This window comes from Maribacter litoralis, assembly GCF_003075045.1.
GTDB lineage: Bacteria > Bacteroidota > Bacteroidia > Flavobacteriales > Flavobacteriaceae > Maribacter > Maribacter litoralis.
The window spans coordinates 190,527-212,089 of record NZ_QCZD01000001.1; the positions used below are offsets into that span (position 1 = coordinate 190,527).

Genomic DNA, 21,563 nt, shown 5'->3' on the forward strand with positions numbered 1-21,563 from the left:
TTATGGGTCATTGCTACTGCCGCCTTTCATATATCTTGCTGGCATCTAAATTATTAGATGCAAAAGATTTCTAACAATTCTCATACAGCATGTTTTGAAATCTATTATGAACAAATAAAAATGTATATGAAAATGAAAGCAATTTATATGTCGATCGCTGGGTTGTTCCTTTTTACAGGAAGCTTAGCTGCACAAGAAGAAAATCAAGAGGTTTTAGATACAAAGATATCTAAATCTTACACAGTAAATGATGGAAACAAATTGGTTAAAAACACGGTAGAAATCACTACAAAACGATTAAATACCATTGAAAATGCTAAAGAAGATGAAGGAAAAATCGATCAGGCTAGGGTAGTGGACAGTGTTTCTACTATTATTAAAACCGTACAAATAGATAATGATGAAGATGATGCCTTTGATGAAAAAATAGTATTTAGCTACGAATCAAAAACTCCCGAAGATTTTGTTCTGGTATCTAAAAACGACGAATTGGTCGTTGCCATGAACGAAGGGGATAATTTAAAGATTGTAGAAAACATCAATTTGAAAAGTAAAAAATTGATGAACGATAAAACTACCTATGTGTTCACCAATGAACATGGGGAGAATTTAGAGTTTTTGGTTGAAGAATATAGTAAACCAGACGATACAGCTATGTTGAATAGATAATTGAATAGCGAATATAAAAAATGAAAAGAGCCGTTAGTACGGCTCTTTTTTTATTCTGAATTTTATGAACTAGTCGAAAAGACTTGATGATAAGTAACGATCACCACGGTCACAGACAATTGACACAATAGTTCCTTTTTCAATTTCTTTAGCTAATCGTAAGGCTACTGTTGCAGCACCGCCACTGCTCATACCAGAAAAGATGCCCTCTTCCTTTGCTAGTTTTCTAGCCATTTCTTTTGCTTCTACTTCATTTACTTCCATAATTCGATCTACTTTCTTTGCATCGAAAATTTTGGGTAAATATTCTTCTGGCCATTTACGAATACCTGGTATACTGGCATTGTCACTAGGTTGCACCCCTACTATTTGAATATTGCTGTTCTTTTCCTTTAAATAGGTTGACGTTCCCATTATTGTGCCTGTTGTTCCCATGGCAGAAACAAAGTGTGTAATTTTACCTTGTGTATCGTTCCAAATTTCCGGTCCGGTAGTATTGTAATGTGCTTTCCAGTTATTTGGATTACCAAATTGGTTCATCATGATATAACCTTCATTCGCAACCTTGCTTTCCGCATAATCCCGAGCTCCTTCTATACCCACATCAGAAGATGTTAATGTTACCTTTGCACCGTAGGCTCTCATGGTCTGTACACGTTCTTTGGTGGAATTCTCTGGCATTACCAACTCAATATCTAAACCGTAAACCCCTGCTATCATTGCCAAGGCAATACCTGTGTTTCCACTAGTTGCTTCTATAAGCTTATCATTAGCGGTAAAATCACCATTGTCGTAGCCTGTTTTTATCATATTATAGGCAGCACGGTCTTTCACACTACCACCGGGGTTATGCCCTTCCATTTTAAAATAGACGGACACATTGGGGTTTGTATTCAACACTCTTGATTTTACCAAAGGGGTGTTACCAATGAGCGACAATAAAGAATTAGACATGGGGTATTGTTTTTATTTTTATTTCTGGTGTATGAAAAACGGTAGAATGTGCAGGTACAGAGGCTGTGATCCATGCGTTTCCTCCAATAATGCTATTTGCTCCAATAACGGTGTCTCCGCCTAAAATCGTAGCATTGGCATAAATGGTCACATTATTTTCTATGGTTGGGTGACGTTTGGTCTTTTGCAAGTTTTTAGCAACGAAGAGTCCGCCCAAGGTTACACCTTGATATATTTTTACATCGTTTTTAATAATGGCAGTTTCACCAATTACCACACCTGTACCATGATCAATATGAAAAGATTTTCCTATTTGTGCACCGGGGTTGATATCTACACCCGTTTGCCTGTGTGCATATTCCGTCATTAATCTTGGTACCAACGGAAATCCTGTTTTGTAAAGTTCATGTGCCAATCTATATACGGATATTGCATAAAAACCTGGGTATGCCATATATACTTCCTCGATTGATAAAGAGGCTGGATCACAATTAACAGTAGCTTCTGCATCCAAATTTAAGCTCTCTAAAACACTTGGCAATTGCTCAACATAATTTTCCCAGACCTTTTTACAGGGTTTATCACTTTCCCAACAAGCAAGGTCTACCAGTTCATCAAATTGTTTTTCCAATTCATCTAAACTATTCGCTACTGGTGTTTCAATATCGAACAGGGTGTAAAAAAGTAGATCCGTAAACTTTTCAGTATTTCTTTTTAATCGAAATCTTAAGTTAGGTTGCTTTTTGTGGGTATTAATCTTTTCGATAATAGATCGATGGTCCATGAGTTTGCATTAGTTCAGTAAAATTAACCAAATAACTAAAAGTACTTCTCATCTAATGGTTAACTTTAGCTTAAAATCACAAGAGTTAGGTCGTATGTTAGAAACGAATATTACAAAAAGTACTTTTCAATTTTTAAATTCACTTAAAAACAACAACAATAGAGACTGGTTTACAGAACATAAGCCTACTTTTCAAAAAGAACAGGAAAAGGTAAAAAGCTTTTTTAATCACCTATTGCAATTACTGAATACCCACGATGAAATAGAAAAATTAAAGGTTTTTAGAATTTACAGAGATGTTCGTTTCTCTAAGAACAAGACCCCATATAAAACCCATTTTTCTGCATCTTTTTCAAGAGCGGGCAAACATAGACGTGGTGGCTACTATTTACAAATAGCACCTGGCAACAGCTTTATAGCTACTGGTTTTTGGGCTCCGGAAAAAAATGATCTTTTACGTATTAGAAAAGAATGGGAATTGGATACTTCTGAATTGGTTGCGATTCTCAATGATACAAATTTTAAAAATATTTGGGGACCATTGGTAGGAGAGGAGCTAAAGACAGCACCTAAAGGATTTGACAAAGAAGACCCTAACATTGAATTTATACGAAAAAAGCAATTCATTTTTACAAAAAGCTTTACCGATGAAGAAGTCTTGTCAGATGATTTCGATGAACAGATAGACCAAGCATTTAAGGCTATAAGACCATATTTTGACCTTATGAGCAGTATACTTACCACCAATTTAAATGGAGAATCGTTATTAGACTAGCTCCAATTTATCAAAGTATTGAATTTGATCTTGAATTCTCTTTATAACCATGTTCATCATACGTTTGTTTAAGGCCGATGAGTTTTGAATATAAATTTCATATTCTTCAACCGTAAATTGACCAATGATCATGCCTTTTAAAGAATTTCTGAACTTAATATCCTTTTGTATGGCTTTGGTGACATATTCTAAGCGTTTTTCAAGTTTTAACTCGTAAAACGTATTTTTCATTTTTTTGATATAATTCTGAAAAGAGACTAGGAATAAATCGTTTTGTAACTTGAGTATGGGCCGTAATGTAAGATTTTGAAATCGTTCATCATCACTCATATTTGGCACTATTCTGGCAGATGCAATTAGAGGGCGAATTGACTGCAATTTCTGTGTCCTGTCCATTATGTATAGATTTTACTTAAAGGTACGTATTAGATAAAATTCATATACATAGCCAATAATAAGTTTTTAACCTGTTATGAACAATAATACACGAGTCAATAATTGTATGCCCAAATTAGGGTTCTAGCAATTACACCTTACAACAATTGTTAAAATGTAACTTATTTATTCTGCTATTGTTACAATTGGTAAATCGTACCCTAAAAGTGCTCAAAATTGTACTGTTATTAAATTTCGACCTAACTTTGCAGTGTAGAAATTGCAAAAAATAAGACTATGAGATTTCATACTAGAAAATTAGTTAAACCAGGCGATTTAAATTCAAACGGCACCTTATTTGGTGGTAGATTATTGGCTTGGATAGATGAAGAAGCAGCTCTTTATGCCATTATTCAACTAGAAAATGGTAAAGTGGTTACCAAATATATGTCTGAGATCAATTTCATGAGCGCAGCGGTAAAAGGTGACGTTATCGAAATAGGTATTGAGGTTGTTAAATTTGGTAAAACATCATTGACCTTAAATTGTGAGGTTCGTAATAAGATGAATCATGAAACCATAGTTACCGTAGATAATATCATTATGGTAAACCTGGGTGAAAATGGGAAACCTACACCCCATGGTAAAACCAAAATTGAATTTGTAAAAGACCGTTTAGCGGCATTGGGTGAAGTTGATTAACTTTCACCCAATTCTTTTGCTATGCGCTGTACATCATCAAGTACTCGCATAAGGTTTCCTCCCCATAATTTTTCTATATCTTCTTGGGTATATCCTCTTTTTACAAGTTCATGGGTAACGTTAAAAGTTTCAGAAGCATCGTTCCAGCCATCTATGCCACCGCCACCATCAAAATCTGAGCTAATACCTACATAATCTATACCAATTAGCTTTACCATATAATCTATGTGGTCTACAAAATCGCCCACATTTACAGGTTCTGGAGCATCGGTTTTCTCAGCAGCTATTTCTTTACCTATTTTTAGCACTTTTGGGTAATTGTCCATAAATGCCGCTTTTTCGGTATCCGATAAACTAGAGAATTGAGATCTTTCATACCACGCGATATCCAGAGAATCTGCAACTTCTTGATAAATGGATTTCATGTATGCCGCACGTGCTTCATGCTTTTCGGTGTTTAAATATGAACTAAACGCTACGGTCTGTACCACGCCGCCATTTTCTTTCATCATAAGCAATTGTTCGTCATCTAAATTTCTGCTGTGTCCGCATAGAGCCCTAGCAGAAGAGTGCGAGGCTATAATTGGCGCTTTTGATAAAGAAATCATTTGTTTTATGGCTTCTTTTGATGGATGCGAAACATCGATCATAATACCTAATCTGTTCATTTCGGCCACTGCTTCTTTTCCCAAATCACTCAGTCCGTTATGCAACCATTCATCATCTGCCTCACCAGTATTGGAATCCGAAAATTGACTATGACCGTTATGTGCCAATGATATATAACGTGCGCCGAGGTCATGGTAAACTTTAAACTGTTCCATATCCAAACCTATGGGGTAGGCATTTTCAACACCGATCATTGCCGCTTTTTTTCCTGAACCTACAATTCGTTTTACATCAGCGGAATTCAAGGCTAATTCTATTTTATCGGGAGCGAATTCCTCGCATAATTTATGAATAGCTTCAAACTTCTGCATGGCATTTTCTTTTGCCTTGGCATAACCTTCGTCGGTAAGTGTATCTTGACCGGTATAAACGATAAGCCAGCTAACATTTAAACCACCTTCTTCCATCTTGGGTAAATTGATCTGTGTATCTAGCCTCTGACTGTAATTTACGCTGTCTGTAAAGTTTTTGACGTTGATGTCATTATGGGTATCGATCGTAATGACTTCATCATGAATTCGCTGTGCTTTTTCAAGCGTTGATTCTTCTGGTTTTTCCTTTTTTTCTGCGCAGGAAACTATGGTTAAAACGCACAATAAATAGATAAGATGTTTCATAAGGTTGGATTGTGACCTACAATTTAAGTGTATTCACAACAAATAACCAACCTTAGAGAACATTTTATTGCCTGCACAAGGGTTATGGCGCATTTTTAAGGAATCATAAGATATAACCCAATTAAATTAAAGAAACCCTATTTATGGCAATTTCAAAAACTAAGGATTTACTTGGTCAATTAGCTCAACTAGAAAAAACGGTAAGTGAATTTTCTTTTGAGGAGCTAAATGCCAATGAAGCAAAGGAGCTTAAAAACTCTTTTGATACGTTTAGATCTAGTTTAGAAAATCATATTTATTCCCCCAATGAAACTAGTGCGGTAGCAAAAGAAACTAAACCTAATGCTACTGAAGATCACGACGCATCGCAAAAGCAATTCATTGCACATATTAGCCATGAAATAAGAACGCCTTTAAATAGTATAATCGGTTTTACGAATTTATTGAACGAAGAAAAGCTGACAAAGAGCCAGCATAAAAAAGTCGATGCCATACAGTTTGCTTCGAATACGCTGTTAAAGCTTATAAATGAGGTTTTGGAGTATTCGAAAATTTCATCGGGTAACACCAATTTCGAATCGGTTGATTTCAATATCCACAGCTTACTGAACGACGTTATGTTTTTATGTGAAACATTAATTGTTGATCGTGATATTGAATTATTGGTAGAAATAGACGAAAGTGTACCAAAAATTATAAAAGGAGATCCTTCTAAATTATCTCAAGTACTACTTAATCTTTTGGGCAATTCGGTAAAATTTGTCGATAAAGGTTTTATAAAGCTTGAAGTTTTTGCCAAGCAAACATTTGAAAATAGTTGTGTGCTTGAATTTTCTGTAGCTGATACCGGTATTGGTATTTCGACAGAAAAAATACAGACCATTTTTAATAGTTATACCCAAGCTGAAAATGACACCTCAAGCAAATACGGTGGTACAGGACTTGGCTTAACCATAACAAAAGAAATCGTTGAAAAATTACAAGGTGATATTGAAATAGACAGTGTCGTTAATAGCGGTACAACGGTAACCTTTAGACTTCCTTACCCATTAGGTAACAACGATTCATCAAATAATAGCAACATAAAAGGTGCTGTAATAGGCAAAAAGGCATTGGCAGGAACCAAAATTATGGTTTTTGAAGATAATCAAATGAACCAGCGCCTAATTGTAGAACAGTTGACCAAATGGGGCTGTAAGGTGTACTCTAATTTAAGCCTTAACAAAGCATTGAAAATTTTAGCATCTAAAGATGTAGACCTTATTTTAATGGACTTGAAAATGCCGGGACAAAACGGATTTGAAGTTTCACAGATAATTAGAACTCATAAAGACCCAAAAGTAAACACCATTCCAATAGTAGCGTTTAGCGCAGATTTTACCGAACAAGACAGTAAAGCTTGTAAGGCTATTGGGATTAACGATTTTTTACTAAAACCCTATACACTAGAACATTTAATGAAAACCATATTAGAGAATAAAAAAAATAAAGTTGAACAGGCAGATTTTACTGCAATACTTCAAAAGCCTATGATCGAACCTAAAGAAACCACCGTTGTAGACCTTAGCAATCTTCTTAAAGACTGTTTCGGAGAAATAGATATGCTAAAAGAACTGGTGAATTTGTTCAAATTAAACGCCATTGAATTCATAGGTAACGTAAAAATTCATTTAAAGACAGAAAACTTAAAAGAGATCGCTCTTTCTGCACATAAGCTAAAAGCCGGTTTTGCAATGGTAAACGCAGATGGCATGAGAAAACTTATTGTTGAGTTAGAAGCTTGCTGTAAGTCGCATCAACCAGAAAGGGTAAAAGAGTTGTATGACATATTTCTTAACGATTATCCTTTGCTAGAGGAGAATTTGAATATGGACTTAGAAAACCTTAACAAGAAATAATAGCATGGGTAAACGTGTATTATTAGCGGATGATGATCAACTTTTAGCCTCGCTTTTAGACTTTAGGCTTAAAAAAGGAGGTTATACCGTACACCATTCCATAAATGGAAAAGAGGTAAAGGAATATCTAAAGAACGATATGCCAGATATTATCGTAAGCGACATTATGATGCCGTATTTTTCAGGTATCGAGCTTATTGATTATGTACGCAACGACCTAAATTCCAACACGCCCATTATTATTATTTCTTCTGCAGGTAACGAACAGAACGTACTTACCGCTTTTGAATTGGGAGCCAACGATTTTATTACTAAACCAGTTAGTCCAACCGAATTATTAGTACGTATAGCACGAGAGATAGATAAATAATTTTAATAAATAACATTTGTTCATTCCCCCTAAACAAATAAAAATATCGCTGATAACGGCTCCAGAATTCAATTTAGAATATCTCTGGTGGCTCACCATATTGTTTTTGGTGTTATCGGTAATTTACTTTGTTGGGGTTTTTCTGATCAGAAATAAGATTACTGCCAATAATAGCCGTACCAAAGCAAAGAAGGTCGAATTTTCCCCTATGATCAATGAATTTTTATTCTATGATGATTCCATTACCAAAGAGGAAAAAATGAACTATCTAAATTTAAAAGTACAGATCAGGGAATTGATCAAAAACAAGTTCGACCGTCATGTGTTGACCGAAGTGCTACTTGATCTTCGCAAAGATTTATCTGGACAATCACAGCAGGTTCTCATTAATTTATATAAAGATTTAGGTTTGCATCATGATGCTTATGAAAAATTAGGCAGTAGCAAGTGGCAAGTAGTTTCTAGCGGAATTTTAGAACTAACGACCATGGAGGTTGATGAGCCATATGGTTTGATCATAAAATTTATTAACCATAGACAAAGTACTGTTCGTAAACAAGCTGAAATTGCTGTTGTAAACTTAAAGGAAGAAGGTATTAAATACTTTCTTGACAACACAAAATATAAAATTGCCGAGTGGCAGCAGCTAAAGCTATTGGATGTACTTAGACATAAGCCTAATTATACTCCGCCACAATTCGGACTTTGGTTGACCTCTACCAATTCACATGTGGTACTGTTCTCGCTACGTCTTATAAAATATTATAGTCAGAATAATGCTGAACAGTCAATTATCACCTTATTAAAACATAAAAAGAAAGAAATTCAGGCAGAGGCTATAGAATGCATTAAGGATTTTTATTTTGTAAACGCCTTGCCCACTTTAATGATGGTTTATCCTAAAGCCAGTCATGATATAAAAATTGCCATTTTAGATGCTATAGGTGAACTTGGATCGGCATCAGAAATACCGTTTCTTGAAAATTTAAAGGCTACAGAACGTCATTTCAATATTAAAGGGAAGGTTATTAGTACTCTAAATAAAATAAATCCTGAAAGCGTATTACCTACCAAAAACATTTCTAAGATTGATTTTTATGAAACCGAACAGGAAGCAATAGAGGAGAAACCTGAAAATGAGTTATTGGAAACTCCGCAAGAACCTATTGTTACTACTGAAGTAGAAGAAGTTGTTGTCAATTCTGATAAGGAGGAAATAACTGTCGAAGCGCCTTTAAGTCTTCCTGATACAGAAAATGAAGCTGTAAATGAGAATATTGTTGCAGAGGATGAAATAAATTCCACTGAATTATCAACTGAAGCTATTAAAAATGCTGAAGAATTCACAACGCCTCAAGCCCTAGTTGACGAACAACCTTATGAGATTGATTTATCCTTTTTACCCCATGTAAAAGATATTGATGAAACAAATGAAGTAGCAGAGGAAAATATTCCTGAAGATGTAGTGGAAAATGAAGTGGATGAGTTTGTGGTGGACTTTTTACCTCTAGTTGTTGAAGAAATAATTGCTCAGGAAAAGGACGAAATATATGCTCAAGATAGTTTGGAGCCCACATTTATATTGGACAATGAATCGATAATTGACCAAACCGAGTTCACCACTACAGATACATTGGATAATGATCTATCGAATGAAGATTTAAGTATTGATTGGACATCCATTATTTCAGAAAGCGATAAGAATCATTCTGATAATGCTTCTGTTGAACCAATCGTTAAAATTAAAAATGGTAGTGTTTCCTTTTCAGCCAACTTCATGCCCGAAGAAGAGTTGGAAACGATGGTCATATTGGAGAATATTTCAGAATTGGGAGATTGTCGTGAACTAGGGCTACTTTACGATATTATTGAGGAGAACAATTCAGAATTAATCATTGAAAGAGCAAATGAACTCATTGAAAAATTCTCATATCAATCTCCTAGACCTAATGATTTATTAGGTGAAGAAAATAGCTTGGCTTTAAGTGTATTTACAGATATATACCACTTAGCGGACAAAGAAACAAAGCTTATGTTGCTTAAAGAGATTAAAATTGTAGGCGATGAAAAAGAATTTAGATTATTAGAAAGCATTATTGATTCTGAGTCTGGTTCTTTGGCAAAAGAAGCTATAGAAGCTTTGTCTGCAATTAAATCTCGTTTGTCATTACCGATTGTTAACGAAGAAATAAAACCGACCCAAGATTCCATTTTCAATGTAAATTTTGAATTGGAAATAGCAAAAAAAGCCAAGAAAAATATAGATAACAAAGAAACCGGTTCTACTTTGTTCGACCAATTATGTTCCATGTCCAACTCTTTATACAACAAGAAAAATGGATAGTGAACTATTTGGTGTTGTATTGGAATACATCAATTTTGTATTCTTCGTATTCACGTTAATATTGTTCGTACTATTTTCGTTAATGGCATATTTCTCTACCAGAAATTCGCTGCATTATAGAAATAAAAACAGCTTTACAGATATTTCAAAAATAATGGCATCGCCACTGGCACCGACGATAACCATTATTGCACCTGCCTATAATGAAGGGTTGACCATTGTTGAAAACATACGTTCGCTATTGTCTTTACAATATGTCAACTATGATGTAATGGTGGTAAACGACGGCAGCAAAGATGATACATTACAAAAACTGATCGACTCATATGACCTTGTAAAAATAGACATGGAAATGGATCCGGATTGGAAATCAAAGCCGGTACGTGGAATTTACAAGTCTAAAAACAGAGCTTTCGAAAAGCTTACCGTAGTAGACAAAATGAACGGCGGTAAATCCGACGCCTTAAATACCGGTGTGGCGCTTTCAACCAGCAAATATGTAGGGTGTATTGATGTAGATTGCCTTTTACAGCCAGATGCTTTGCTTCATGTGGTAAAGTCATTCTTTCAACGTTCCAAGAAAAGGGTGATAGCTGTTGGCGGTGTTATTCGTGTTGCAAATTCATGTATTATTCAAGGCGGACAATTAGAGGAAATTAGGCTGCCTAGCAACTGGTTGGCAAGATTTCAACTGTTAGAGTATACACGGTCTTTTATCCTCGGTAGAATGGCTTGGGGTAGAATAGATAGTTTACTCATCATCTCTGGTGCATTTGGCTTTTTTGAACGCGAAATTGCCCTGGCAGTAGGCGGTTATGATACAGATACTGTAGGTGAGGATATGGAAATCGTCTTTAAAATGCGTAGATATATGCACGATAGAAGAGAGCCCTATACTATAGAATACATTCCTGATCCTTTATGTTGGACAGAAGTGCCTGAGGATTTGAAAATTCTTGTAAACCAAAGAGATCGTTGGGCAAGAGGTAACCTAGAAACCTTGTTCAAACACAAGGATATGTTGTTCAATTCAAAATACGGCAGACTCGGATTATTAAGTTATCCGTACTGGTTTTTTTATGAATGGTTATCTCCGCTGCTTGAATTTTTCGGTTTTTTCACCATCATACTTTTTGCCTATTTAGGGATATTAAATTGGGAATTCTTCTTCATGATTACATTGGCAATTTTTCTATTCTCTATTATGATATCCTTTTATGCCATCCTTTGGGATGTGTATTCCTATAATCAGTACAGAAAAACAAAAGACATTTTAATTCTCATGGGGCTAGCCATTTTAGAGCCTTTCATTTTTCACCCAATTGTAGTGTACGCTGCGGTTAGGGGCAACTATAAAAAATTATTTAAAATAAAATCTGGTTGGGGGTCCCAAGTTAGAAAAGGTTTTGCAAAAGCATCTTAATAGCAATGAACACAAGTAAAATAGATAGATATACCTTAAAGCAATATACGCGGCTTATGATATCCTTTTTTGGATGTCTGCTTGTATTGACGCTTTTTCAATATGGTATGCTGTACTATAAAGGTGTTATAGATACTATTTTCTCGATCAGTTTCATTAAAGCCGTTGTTCATCAAATTGGTTTTACCGCTTTAATGGGTATCGTTATGGTGTTTCCCTTTAATTTCTGGGAGAATTTACGCTCTAGGTATGGCTTTAATTTGGTCTTTGTATTGCTAGGTCTTGTCTTAATTTTCGAGGCGATACTCATCGCTTATTATTGTTCAACCTTGGTGCCTTTAGGGTCAGACTTATTAGGGTATAGTTATGCCGATATGCAAATAACCCTTGCCAATTCTGGCGGATATATGATTTCAATATATCTCTTTTTTGCCATTGCTTTTTTAATTGGTCTTTTTTGGGTTTTATATAAGGTCACTTCTAAATTTTATCATAGAATCAGTAGAATGTACCCTTTTACAATTGTACTGTTCAGCTTGTTTATGGCTTCTTTGTTTACCGATGGCAAGCCAATCAACCAGAATAAGGTTCAGTATTTAGCAGTAAACATTTACAATACTAGTACAGAAGATAATTCATATACATCACAAGAAGAATATCCATTAGTTCAAGGTCCGGTTATTGAGAACGTACTTGGGGAATACTTTGAGCTAAAGGAAGAAAAACCGAATATCGTTTTTATAATGGTTGAAGGTCTCGGACGTGATTTTGTAGGTGAAGGTGCTGAATTTGGAGGCTTTACGCCATTTTTAGACTCATTGACGACCAAATCTCTTTACTGGGAAAACTTTTTGAGCAATACAGGTAGAACTTTCGGAGTGTTACCATCATTATTGGGGTCGCTACCTTTTGGTAAAAGTGGCTTTATGGAACTAGAAGAGTATCCAAATAAATTAACCATGTTCAGCGTACTCAAAAACAATGGATATCATACTTCTTTTTATCAAGGCACAAATAGCTCTTTTGATAAGGTAGATAGATTTCTTAATAGTGAGAATGTTGATTTTATATTGGATAAATCAGGGTTTGGCATCAAATACCAACAGCAAGCGGAAGATGCCGCTGGCTCGTCATGGGGATATCCAGATAAGGAACTGTTTAAGAAGAGTATAAGCCTAGACAGAAGCAAAGATCAACCTAGACTTGAAGTCTACATGACCATAAGTACCCACGAACCGTTTATACCGCCAAATCAAGATGTATTTGAAGCAGAAGTAGATCAGATTTTAAATAATGGAGCTTTTGGTTCTAGGGAAACGAAAATCATAGAAAAAAACAATAATGTATTTGCCACACTGTTATATACGGACGATGCTATACAATGGTTTATGGAATCATATAAGACACAACCAAACTATGAGAATACCATTTTTGTAATTACCGGTGACCACAGACTTATACCAATACCGCAACGTAATAGTATCAGTCGTTTTCATGTGCCATTGATCATGTATAGTCCTATGCTGAAAAAGACCCGTAAAATGAGTTCAATATCGTCACATTTTGATGTCACTCCGTCTATTCTAGCGTTGTTGGATAATGCATACGAAATGAAAATGCCTAAAAAAGTAGCCTGGATGGGTGGTGCTCTTGATATGGAAACAACATTTAGGTCTACCAAAAATATTCCGTTAATGCGTAACAAGAACGAATTGAAGGAATATATCAGTAACGAGAAGCTATATACGAACGGCGATATCATGGAGCTGGATGAGAACATGGACATTAGTTCTACTTTTGGCGGCAGCGCGGTTGAAAAATCGTTGGAACGTTTTAAGTCAGTGAACCATTATGTAACTACAGAAAACAAGATTATACCAGATAGTTTAACCATATTCTCTGTTCAAAAGGAAAAGTTTACGCCTGCAGAAATTACCTGGATCAACAGCATTTATGATGGAAGTAATTTTGATAGATCATTTTTTAAGGCGCGTGATTTAGCATTTGATAAGAAATGGGACGATGCGCTTTTACTGTGCCGTTACATACTTTCAGAATCTCCAAGCCATATAGATACCAAAATTCTTACCGGTAGATTACATATTTGGAAAGGCAACTATGAAGAGTCCGTAAAGATTTTGAAAGAGTGTATTGCTATGAACCCCAATTACATAGATTCTTACGCAGCTCTTTTTGATGTGTATTTCTGGTACGATAAATATGCCGAAGGTTTGGCATTGGTCGATATTGTTCAAGAGAATAGTGCAAGTGCTAACGAAATTGCCAGTAAAATCTCAAGAGCTAAAAATGTAGCAAGAAAAGCGGGAATTAAAACATATAAAAGTGCCAATGCAAAAGATAAAGACATTTTGGCATCTGTAGAATAATGAATAAAACTTGGTTACATATTGTATCGCTATGTTTATTACTACTCATTACCTCGGTAAATGGGCAAGAATCACCGTACAGTAATCCTTCTTTTGAAAGTGCTTATGCACTGGCGTATGAGGGTAAGACCAATACTGCGCATAATATGCTTTACTCCTTGATCAAAGAGCCCGCTACAGAAGTAGAGACAGCGTTGCTATGGGCAAGAACTTTAAGTTGGCGAGGTGATTACGATGGAGCTAGACTTGCATTCAATAAAATATTGATCAAGAACAAAAATAATAGGGAAGCATGGTTAGCTGCCGTTAAAAATGAACTCTATGCCAAAAATTACCACACCGCTTTGGGGCTCTCCAATAAGGGATTATTACATATAACAGATGATGCAGAGCTACAACGATTGCAAACTATAGCCATTGATGGTGTCAATGGTATTGATTACGAAGAAAAAGCTTGGTACAATGTTGAGAGCATTATTAAAAGCAACCCGTTAGACCAAGTAAAAAATTCTAATACGATAGCCGCTAAAGATACGGTACAAAACCCTGAAAATGTACATAAAACACCTGTTACCGAAGAGCAATTAAAGAATACCGTTTCGGTAAACAGTTCGGTTACTTTCTATGACAAACGTTTTGATCCCATAACAACATCGAGTATTTCCTATAATAGGCAAACTCCTTATGGTGTAGTAATACCAAGAATAAATAATAGCAATAGACTAGGTAAAAACGGAATTCAGTTAGATCTAGATCTTTATCCAAAAATAGCTAAAGGTGTTTATGCCTATTTAAATTATGGTTATTCCGAATCTGAACTATACCCAAATCATAAAATGGGTGGTGATGTTTATTATAATCATAAAAGCGGAATTGAATTTTCTGCGGGAGGTAGGTTTATAAATTTTGCAACGAAAGATGTAAAATCCATTACCAATTCTTTGGGGTATTATACGGGCAATTATTATTTTTCTTTACGATCTTACATAACCCCAGAGTCGGATAATCTGACCAACGTATCCGGTAATTTACTTATACGTAAGTATTTGAAGGATGCGGAAAATTTCATGGGAATAAATGTGGGAGTCGGGTTTTCTCCGGAGTTGCGTCAATTTACATCGGGCGACCAATTACTTGCAGAAACTTTATTATATATCGAATCTCAACGTTTAAGTTTTGAATATCAATTTACCAGCAAGAATAATGTAAACGCTTACCGAACCAATGTAGGTGTGCTACGCCAAGAACAGTCTTTTGATCCCGGAAGTTATTTTTATTCCATTTCAGCGGGACTTACCTACGAGTTTAATTTTTAGAACCCATATCTGCGATCCATTTATCGGCATACATGCCGTACACAAGCCCTAATTCGTTATCGTAAACATATTGCTCGTCTTTACCGACATCAAAGTTAACATTGAAAACAAACACTTTAACGCCTGCATCTCTTAGCTGTAGCATTAGTTTCTTTTGACTGGAGATTATTCTACGGGAAACTGCTGCATATTTTACATTGTTCACTTTTAGAAAATTCACCTTATCTCCCTTAATTGCCATTAAAGGTTCTTGAGAGATCATAGTGTGTATACCATTCTCCGATGCTTTTTCTACAGCCATAATACTAAATAGCTCCATTATTAAACGGTCTTTATCAACAAAGGCATTTGCAAAAGCATTTGGATCGTTCACTTTATCCGTAATCAAGGTAGCATCTGGGTGATTCTTGAACCAGGTATTTATGCCATTCATATCTAGAGTGGTATAATCACCATATATTTTCTGTTTCATGAATTGGGCGTGAGTAGGAGGTAAGGCTCCTGTATAATCAGTAAAACGTGCCCACATGTTCCAATCATGGGCAGCAACAAGTTTACCGTCCGATGTTTCGATAATATCCAATTCAAAGAACCTAAATCCTTTTTTATAGTTTTCATCTAATGCATGTTTGGAATTGGTGGACTTTACACCATTGATTTCACCACCTGCATGGGCAATATACCTATCAATATTTCCTTCAAATTCGTAAACTTCCCTAGGAAAATAAATTGTGTTATCTGTTATGGCAGAAGGGGCGCTTATTTGTATACGAATTGAATTATCATCTATTTGCTCAAAAATTTGACCATTCAGATTATGCATAACATATGCTTGTCTTCCCTTTAAAGAACTCAACTGTGGTAAACCTAAAGTTTTCAGTTCCTTTTGAAAACGTGCCAATTTTGCTACTGCGGAGTCATGTGCTAAAATGGCTATGCTAGCTTCGGTATTTAGCATTTGGGTAAGTATGGTGATGAAATCTACTACATCTTGTTCGCTGCCATATGTATCAAAAGTCTTATACTCTATTTTATTATTTGCTTGAAGGTGCACAATGGTAAGACCACGTTCCAATGCTTCGGTCTGTGAACTATAAGAAAAGGTACTACGTAGATGTGTATTAAAGCTATGGCTATTAAGTACCAGTTCTTCATTTAACACTTGATCGGTATATAAATGAAAAGCTTCTATGGTATGTGCGTTTACTTGATATCCTATAAAGAACAAAACCAGTAGGTATTTAAATGTACTCTTGGTCATAATATTGGGGAAACACATCATTTTAAGTATCGTTTTATAGTGTTAAAGGTATAAGAATAGTACTTACCTAATAGATTACATTAAAAACGAAAAAACATGCAAGGTATTGTAAAAGGATAATAATTTGAATTTCAGTAAATTATATTAATTAAAACGAAAATATTTCTTAACCATAGCTTAAAATCGCTTTGACACTAATAACTGAAATTTGACGCCCCAATAACAAGGTTTTAAAAGAAATACCGATAAAACACCTAGAAAATGGGATGAACTGCACTGATGAAACCCTAATAAAACCCAGACTTCGAAGAGTTTTTAATGCTTAACAACATATTTCTATAGGTTTTACAACAGATTTAAATTGGTTCACCACATTTTGTTGTTACAAGCTTAACATCATTATATATTTACTATCAAGATATGAAGACCCAAATTAAGATTAACTTTTAAACCTACTATATGCTTTACGACACCTACGGTGAAGAATACCTTATGTTTCTTCAAGATTTAAATGAGATTTTAAGTATCAACGAATTAGCTGAGTTGGATTACATGTAAGATAAACCAAACCAAAACACCAAAAATTTAAACCAATGGCACATCAAAATCAAGATTTTTCATCCTACCAAAATTTTATCCAGGATTTAAATAGTATTCTGGTTAATTTCAATATCAATAAACTATCCTATTCTTAGGATCAGATAAAAAGCAAAAAGAAAGCGCCCGTATAAAACGGGCGCTTTCTTTTTTAAAACAAAAATTATATTTAGCCTAAATAGGTCTTAAGTAACTTACTTCTAGACGCATGTCTCAATTTACGGATTGCCTTTTCCCTAATTTGTCTAACACGTTCTCTTGTTAAATCGAACGTTTGCCCGATCTCTGCCAAAGTCATAGATTGTTGGTCACCAATACCATAATACAGCTTCACTACATCTGCCTCTCTTGGAGATAAAGTATCTAATGCTCTATTGATTTCTGTATTCAATGACTGCTGCAATAAAATGTTATCTGGTTTTGGAGACTCTCCTGAACGTAATACATCGTACAGGTTAGAATCTTCACCTTCACGTAATGGAGCATCCATAGATACGTGTCTTCCAGAATTCTTTAATGACTGTTTTACTTCAGAAACGGTCATTTCCAACTCTTTTGCAATTTCCTCTGGAGATGGTGGGCGTTCATGTGCCTGCTCTAAGTAAGAAAATGTCTTTTTTATTTTGTTTATCGAACCAATTTTGTTCAATGGTAAACGAACAACCCTAGATTGTTCTGCCAAAGCTTGCAATATTGATTGTCTGATCCACCAAACGGCATAGGATATAAACTTAAATCCTCTTGTTTCATCAAATCTTTTTGCGGCTTTCACTAAACCTAGGTTACCCTCGTTAATTAAATCTGGTAATTTTAAACCTTGATTTTGGTATTGTTTTGCTACGGAAACCACAAATCTTAAATTGGCCGTGGTCAATTTTTCCAAAGCTGCTTGACTACCTTCTCGAATCTTCTGCGCTAGTTCTACCTCTTCATTCGCTGTAATCAAATCAATTTTACTGATATCTTGCAAGTATTTATCCAGTGATTTCGATTCACGATTCGTTACCTGCTTGATAATCTTTAGTTGCCTCATATGTGTGTATGGAATTTAGAAGTTGTACAAGTTTACATAATAGCATTTTTTATCGTAATAACCTAATGAATAACATTATAGTTCTACATGACTTATAAGCTTTAACACAGATTTAAGGATTTATGACCTTTCATCGGTAAAGCGTATTTTTGGTGTCTTACAGCGTATATTTATGAGTAAAAGGGCATTAAAAACATATTTATCGAAACTTCCAAAAAAGGCTTTGGAAGAGCAAATACTGGAGTTGTACGAGAAATTTCCTACCGTAAAAACATATTACGATTTTGCCTTCAACCCTAAGGAGGACAAACTTGTGCAAGACGCCAAGGCCAAGATTTCTAATGAGTATTTTCCTCTAAAAAGAAGAAGACCTAAAGCAAGGAGGTCTGTTGCCCAAAAATTCATAAAACATTTTGTAAAACTAGGTGTAGACCCACATCTCATTGCAGATGTTATGTGTTATAATCTAGAGATAGCCCAAACTTTTTCAATGGAGAAAAATGTGCCCGATTCTTTTTATAAAAGCATGTTGAACTCCTTTACCGAGGTTATTCATTTTACAACCGTGCAAGGCGTCTTTACCGATTTTAAAGAGCGCATCCTAAAAATATACACTGAAACACAAAACCAAAAATGGCCGCTGGAAGAAGAGTTTTCAAAGGCTTTGGATATTATAGATTAGCATATGGCAATTGTAATAATAAGACAAGACGATAAGATAGATGTATGGAAGAATGCATTGCTAAAGGAAAATAGTTCGCTAAAGGTATACAGCTATTTAGAAGAACACCCAAAAGAGGAAATTACCATGGCATGCATTTGGAAGCATCCTAAAGGTACTCTGGCAAACTACCCGAATTTAAAATGTATTGCATCTGCAGGTGCAGGGGTAGATTATATTTTTGAAGACGAAACCCGACCCAAAAATATTCCAATTACACGAATTGTAGATCCCTACTTGGCAAGCGATATGTCTGAACATGTATTGAGCGTAATTCTGGCGCATCTTAAAAATTTAAACCAATATAAATTGGATCAGGTTGCCAATGTTTGGGAACCAAAGGAATATATGCGTATTAAAGATGTAACCGTTGGTATTTTAGGATTAGGTGAATTGGGCGCTCTTTGTGCGGCCGATCTTGCCAACGTTGGGTTCTCGGTACAAGGGTGGAGCAGAAGCAAGAAACATATAGATGGGGTCAATACATACAATGGCGAAGAGCAACAACAAGATTTTTTAAAAACTACCGATGTTCTGGTATGTCTATTACCGTTAACCGATGCTACTAAAGGTATTTTGAACAAAGAACTATTGTCTCAACTACCTGAAAATTCATATCTAATCAATGTGGCTCGTGGTGGGCATTTAATTGACGAAGATTTATTGGCTCTTTTAGACTCGGGTTATTTATCGGGTGCGTGTTTAGATGTATATCATACAGAACCTTTACCAAAAGACCATCCGTTTTGGAACCATCATAAAATACACATGACACCTCATTACGCTAGCGTATCTGACACTAGTTCGGTAATTCCGCAAATTGTAGAAAACTATAAAAGGTTAGATACCGGTGAAAAATTGCAGCATCTTGTGGATACTGACAAGGGATACTAAAATTGTGTTTTAAAGTTTTTTATTTCCTATACCCATAAAATTCTCATAATTTTATAAGGTTTTTGCATTATTAATCTAAATAAACGCCTACAAACCTTTTGAAGTTACATAAAGAGACCACTGAGAAGACCCTGTACGATTATCAAGAGGAAGATCTACATACTATTTTTAAGTATCTAGATGAAAACGGTGATAATTCTAACCTGCTGTACCAATTGCCTACAGGCGGAGGTAAAACAGTGGTATTTTCAGAAATAGCCAAACGCTACATAGCCAAGACAAATAAAAAAGTCATTGTTCTTACCCATCGTATAGAACTTAGTCAACAAACGTCTAGAATGTTGAATGGTTTTGGGGTAAAGAACAAAATAATCAACAGCGAAGTAAAAGAATGGCAAGACCAAGATGAGTTCATGTGCTTTGTAGCCATGGTTGAAACGCTGAATAACAGGTTGCAAGAAGAAAAGATAGAAATCAATAATATTGGCTTAGTCATTATAGATGAGGCCCATTACAATTCTTTTCGCAAGCTTTTTAAGTATTTTGAGAACTCGGTAATTCTTGGGGTTACGGCAACTCCTTTAAGTTCCAATATAAAACTCCCCATGAAAGACAACTATAAAAAGTTGATTGTGGGCGAGTCTATTGAATCCCTTATTCAGAAAAAGTTTTTGGCAAAGGCTAATATGTATAATTATGATGTTAGCCTACAAACCTTAAAACTGGGTATTAGTGGTGATTATACCGTAAAATCATCAGATGAACTGTATGGTAACCACAGCATGTTGAACAAGTTGGTAACCGCTTACAATGAAATTGCGAAAGGTACCAAAACCTTAATTTTCAACAATGGTATAAATACGTCAAGGTATGTTTGTGAAACTTTTAGAAAAGCCGGTTACAACATTCGTCACCTAGATAATAAAAACAACGCTTCAGAACGAAAAGAGATTCTTAAGTGGTTTAAAGAAACTCCCGATGCCATATTAACTTCGGTAAGTATTTTAACTACCGGGTTTGATGAGCCTAGTGTAGAGACCATTATTTTAAACCGTGCTACACGTTCGCTTACCCTTTATTTTCAAATGATTGGTCGTGGCTCTCGATATCTTCCTAATAAGCAGGAGTTCAACGTTATTGATATGGGTAACAATATTGCCCGTTTCGGACTTTGGAATGCGGGAATAGACTGGCAAGAAATATTTCATTTTCCAGACTTTTACTTGGAGAACATTAAAAATGACGAGGAGATTGAGCGCGAATTCGTTTATGAAATGCCACCGGAATTACGTGCTGAATTTTCTAAATCAACCGACATAGATTTTGATATTAAAGCGGAATACAAAAAGAGTTTTGCCAACGGTGAAAAATCTAAACTTGTACTCGAAAAGAGTATTGAGCAGCATGCCAAAATATGTGTTGAAAATTCAGAAGATGTTTTTGATGCCCGTATTCTCGCCAAAAAACTTAAAGAAGAAATTCAATATCGGGTTCGTCAATATTCATATTGCATTATGAATAATACCAAAAATTACAAAGAGTGGTTAGAGGAAGATTATGAACGTAAATTACGCTCTAAGATTTCCAAGCTTTTTGCTGCCAAGATGTAGGTTTTGTTTATGATTGGGTATTATGATTTTGAATTGATGTAATTAGCAATTCTATATTCTATCATACCGTATTTTATAAGATTTGGAAAAATGGTCCGCTGATTATCTATATTGAAATAAGTTGGTTAATTTCAAGAGCTTGAATAACAACAACGCTCTCAACG

18 protein-coding genes are annotated in these 21,563 nt (G+C 35.3%); 12 read left to right on the plus strand and 6 right to left on the minus strand.

Translation table 11 applies throughout. The annotated features are described in order from the left end of the window. The first annotated feature begins 132 nt into the window (after window positions 1-132). The gene (locus DCS95_RS00915) at window positions 133-669 is read left to right on the plus strand and encodes a hypothetical protein (protein WP_164674093.1); all 537 of its coding nucleotides are present in this window, start codon (window positions 133-135) and stop codon (window positions 667-669) included. 69 nt (window positions 670-738) lie between these two features. On the opposite strand, the gene cysM is transcribed toward DCS95_RS00915, so the two are convergent. Continuing rightward, window positions 739-1,623, minus strand: a complete 885-nt coding sequence (gene cysM / locus DCS95_RS00920) for a cysteine synthase CysM (protein ID WP_116768981.1) — start codon at window positions 1,621-1,623, stop codon at window positions 739-741. Continuing rightward, window positions 1,616-2,407, minus strand: a complete 792-nt coding sequence (gene epsC / locus DCS95_RS00925; RefSeq protein WP_116768982.1) for a serine O-acetyltransferase EpsC — start codon at window positions 2,405-2,407, stop codon at window positions 1,616-1,618. The genes cysM and epsC overlap by 8 nt, the downstream gene beginning before the upstream one ends. Window positions 2,408-2,501: 94 nt before the next feature. On the opposite strand from epsC, the gene DCS95_RS00930 reads away from it, so the two are divergent. Then, the gene (locus tag DCS95_RS00930) at window positions 2,502-3,182 is read left to right on the plus strand and encodes a DUF2461 domain-containing protein (protein WP_116770102.1); all 681 of its coding nucleotides are present in this window, start codon (window positions 2,502-2,504) and stop codon (window positions 3,180-3,182) included. On the opposite strand, the gene DCS95_RS00935 is transcribed toward DCS95_RS00930, so the two are convergent. Further along, the gene (locus DCS95_RS00935) at window positions 3,174-3,578 is read right to left on the minus strand and encodes a glyoxalase (RefSeq protein WP_116768983.1); all 405 of its coding nucleotides are present in this window, start codon (window positions 3,576-3,578) and stop codon (window positions 3,174-3,176) included. The genes DCS95_RS00930 and DCS95_RS00935 overlap by 9 nt on opposite strands. A 276-nt stretch (window positions 3,579-3,854) precedes the next feature. On the opposite strand from DCS95_RS00935, the gene DCS95_RS00940 reads away from it, so the two are divergent. Beyond that, complete coding sequence (locus tag DCS95_RS00940; RefSeq protein WP_058102669.1) at window positions 3,855-4,259, plus strand: acyl-CoA thioesterase; 405 nt, start codon at window positions 3,855-3,857, stop codon at window positions 4,257-4,259. Here the strand turns inward: DCS95_RS00940 and DCS95_RS00945 are convergent. After that, complete coding sequence (locus tag DCS95_RS00945) at window positions 4,256-5,545, minus strand: dipeptidase (protein ID WP_116768984.1); 1,290 nt, start codon at window positions 5,543-5,545, stop codon at window positions 4,256-4,258. The two genes, DCS95_RS00940 and DCS95_RS00945, sit on opposite strands and share 4 nt — an antisense overlap. 143 nt (window positions 5,546-5,688) lie before the next feature. Between DCS95_RS00945 and DCS95_RS00950 the strand changes: the two genes are divergently transcribed. Genes DCS95_RS00950 through DCS95_RS00975 form a run of 6 tightly spaced genes read left to right on the plus strand, consistent with a single transcriptional unit; the run spans window position 5,689 to window position 15,283 of the window. Next, window positions 5,689-7,443 (plus strand): sensor histidine kinase, encoded by a 1,755-nt coding sequence (locus tag DCS95_RS00950; RefSeq protein WP_116768985.1) that lies wholly within the window; start codon window positions 5,689-5,691, stop codon window positions 7,441-7,443. Window positions 7,444-7,447: 4 nt separating this feature from the next. After that, a complete protein-coding gene (locus DCS95_RS00955; RefSeq protein ID WP_116768986.1) occupies window positions 7,448-7,813 on the plus strand; it encodes a response regulator transcription factor in 366 nt (121 codons plus the stop codon). 16 nt (window positions 7,814-7,829) lie between these two features. Beyond that, window positions 7,830-10,157 (plus strand): HEAT repeat domain-containing protein, encoded by a 2,328-nt coding sequence (locus tag DCS95_RS00960; RefSeq protein ID WP_164674094.1) that lies wholly within the window; start codon window positions 7,830-7,832, stop codon window positions 10,155-10,157. After that, complete coding sequence (locus DCS95_RS00965; RefSeq protein WP_116768988.1) at window positions 10,150-11,580, plus strand: glycosyltransferase family 2 protein; 1,431 nt, start codon at window positions 10,150-10,152, stop codon at window positions 11,578-11,580. The genes DCS95_RS00960 and DCS95_RS00965 overlap by 8 nt, the downstream gene beginning before the upstream one ends. Window positions 11,581-11,585: 5 nt before the next feature. Next, window positions 11,586-13,967 (plus strand): LTA synthase family protein, encoded by a 2,382-nt coding sequence (locus DCS95_RS00970; protein WP_116768989.1) that lies wholly within the window; start codon window positions 11,586-11,588, stop codon window positions 13,965-13,967. Then, window positions 13,967-15,283, plus strand: coding sequence for a YaiO family outer membrane beta-barrel protein (locus tag DCS95_RS00975; protein ID WP_116768990.1), 1,317 nt, complete (start codon window positions 13,967-13,969; stop codon window positions 15,281-15,283). The genes DCS95_RS00970 and DCS95_RS00975 overlap by 1 nt, the downstream gene beginning before the upstream one ends. On the opposite strand, the gene DCS95_RS00980 is transcribed toward DCS95_RS00975, so the two are convergent. Together DCS95_RS00980 and DCS95_RS00985 are read right to left on the minus strand one after the other, a co-directional pair. Next, a complete protein-coding gene (locus DCS95_RS00980) occupies window positions 15,273-16,544 on the minus strand; it encodes an interleukin-like EMT inducer domain-containing protein (protein WP_164674095.1) in 1,272 nt (423 codons plus the stop codon). The two genes, DCS95_RS00975 and DCS95_RS00980, sit on opposite strands and share 11 nt — an antisense overlap. Window positions 16,545-17,310: 766 nt before the next feature. Continuing rightward, on the minus strand, window positions 17,311-18,174 hold the full coding sequence (locus tag DCS95_RS00985) for a sigma-70 family RNA polymerase sigma factor (RefSeq protein ID WP_116768992.1): 864 nt from the start codon (window positions 18,172-18,174) through the stop codon (window positions 17,311-17,313). Between the two features lie 172 nt (window positions 18,175-18,346). On the opposite strand from DCS95_RS00985, the gene DCS95_RS00990 reads away from it, so the two are divergent. From DCS95_RS00990 to DCS95_RS01000, 3 genes are all read left to right on the plus strand, one after another. After that, a complete protein-coding gene (locus DCS95_RS00990; protein WP_116768993.1) occupies window positions 18,347-18,856 on the plus strand; it encodes a DUF6155 family protein in 510 nt (169 codons plus the stop codon). 3 nt (window positions 18,857-18,859) lie between these two features. Continuing rightward, on the plus strand, window positions 18,860-19,789 hold the full coding sequence (locus DCS95_RS00995; RefSeq protein WP_116768994.1) for a 2-hydroxyacid dehydrogenase: 930 nt from the start codon (window positions 18,860-18,862) through the stop codon (window positions 19,787-19,789). A 98-nt stretch (window positions 19,790-19,887) separates the two neighbouring features. Further along, on the plus strand, window positions 19,888-21,399 hold the full coding sequence (locus DCS95_RS01000) for a DEAD/DEAH box helicase (protein WP_116768995.1): 1,512 nt from the start codon (window positions 19,888-19,890) through the stop codon (window positions 21,397-21,399). The last annotated feature ends 164 nt before the right edge of the window (window positions 21,400-21,563 follow it).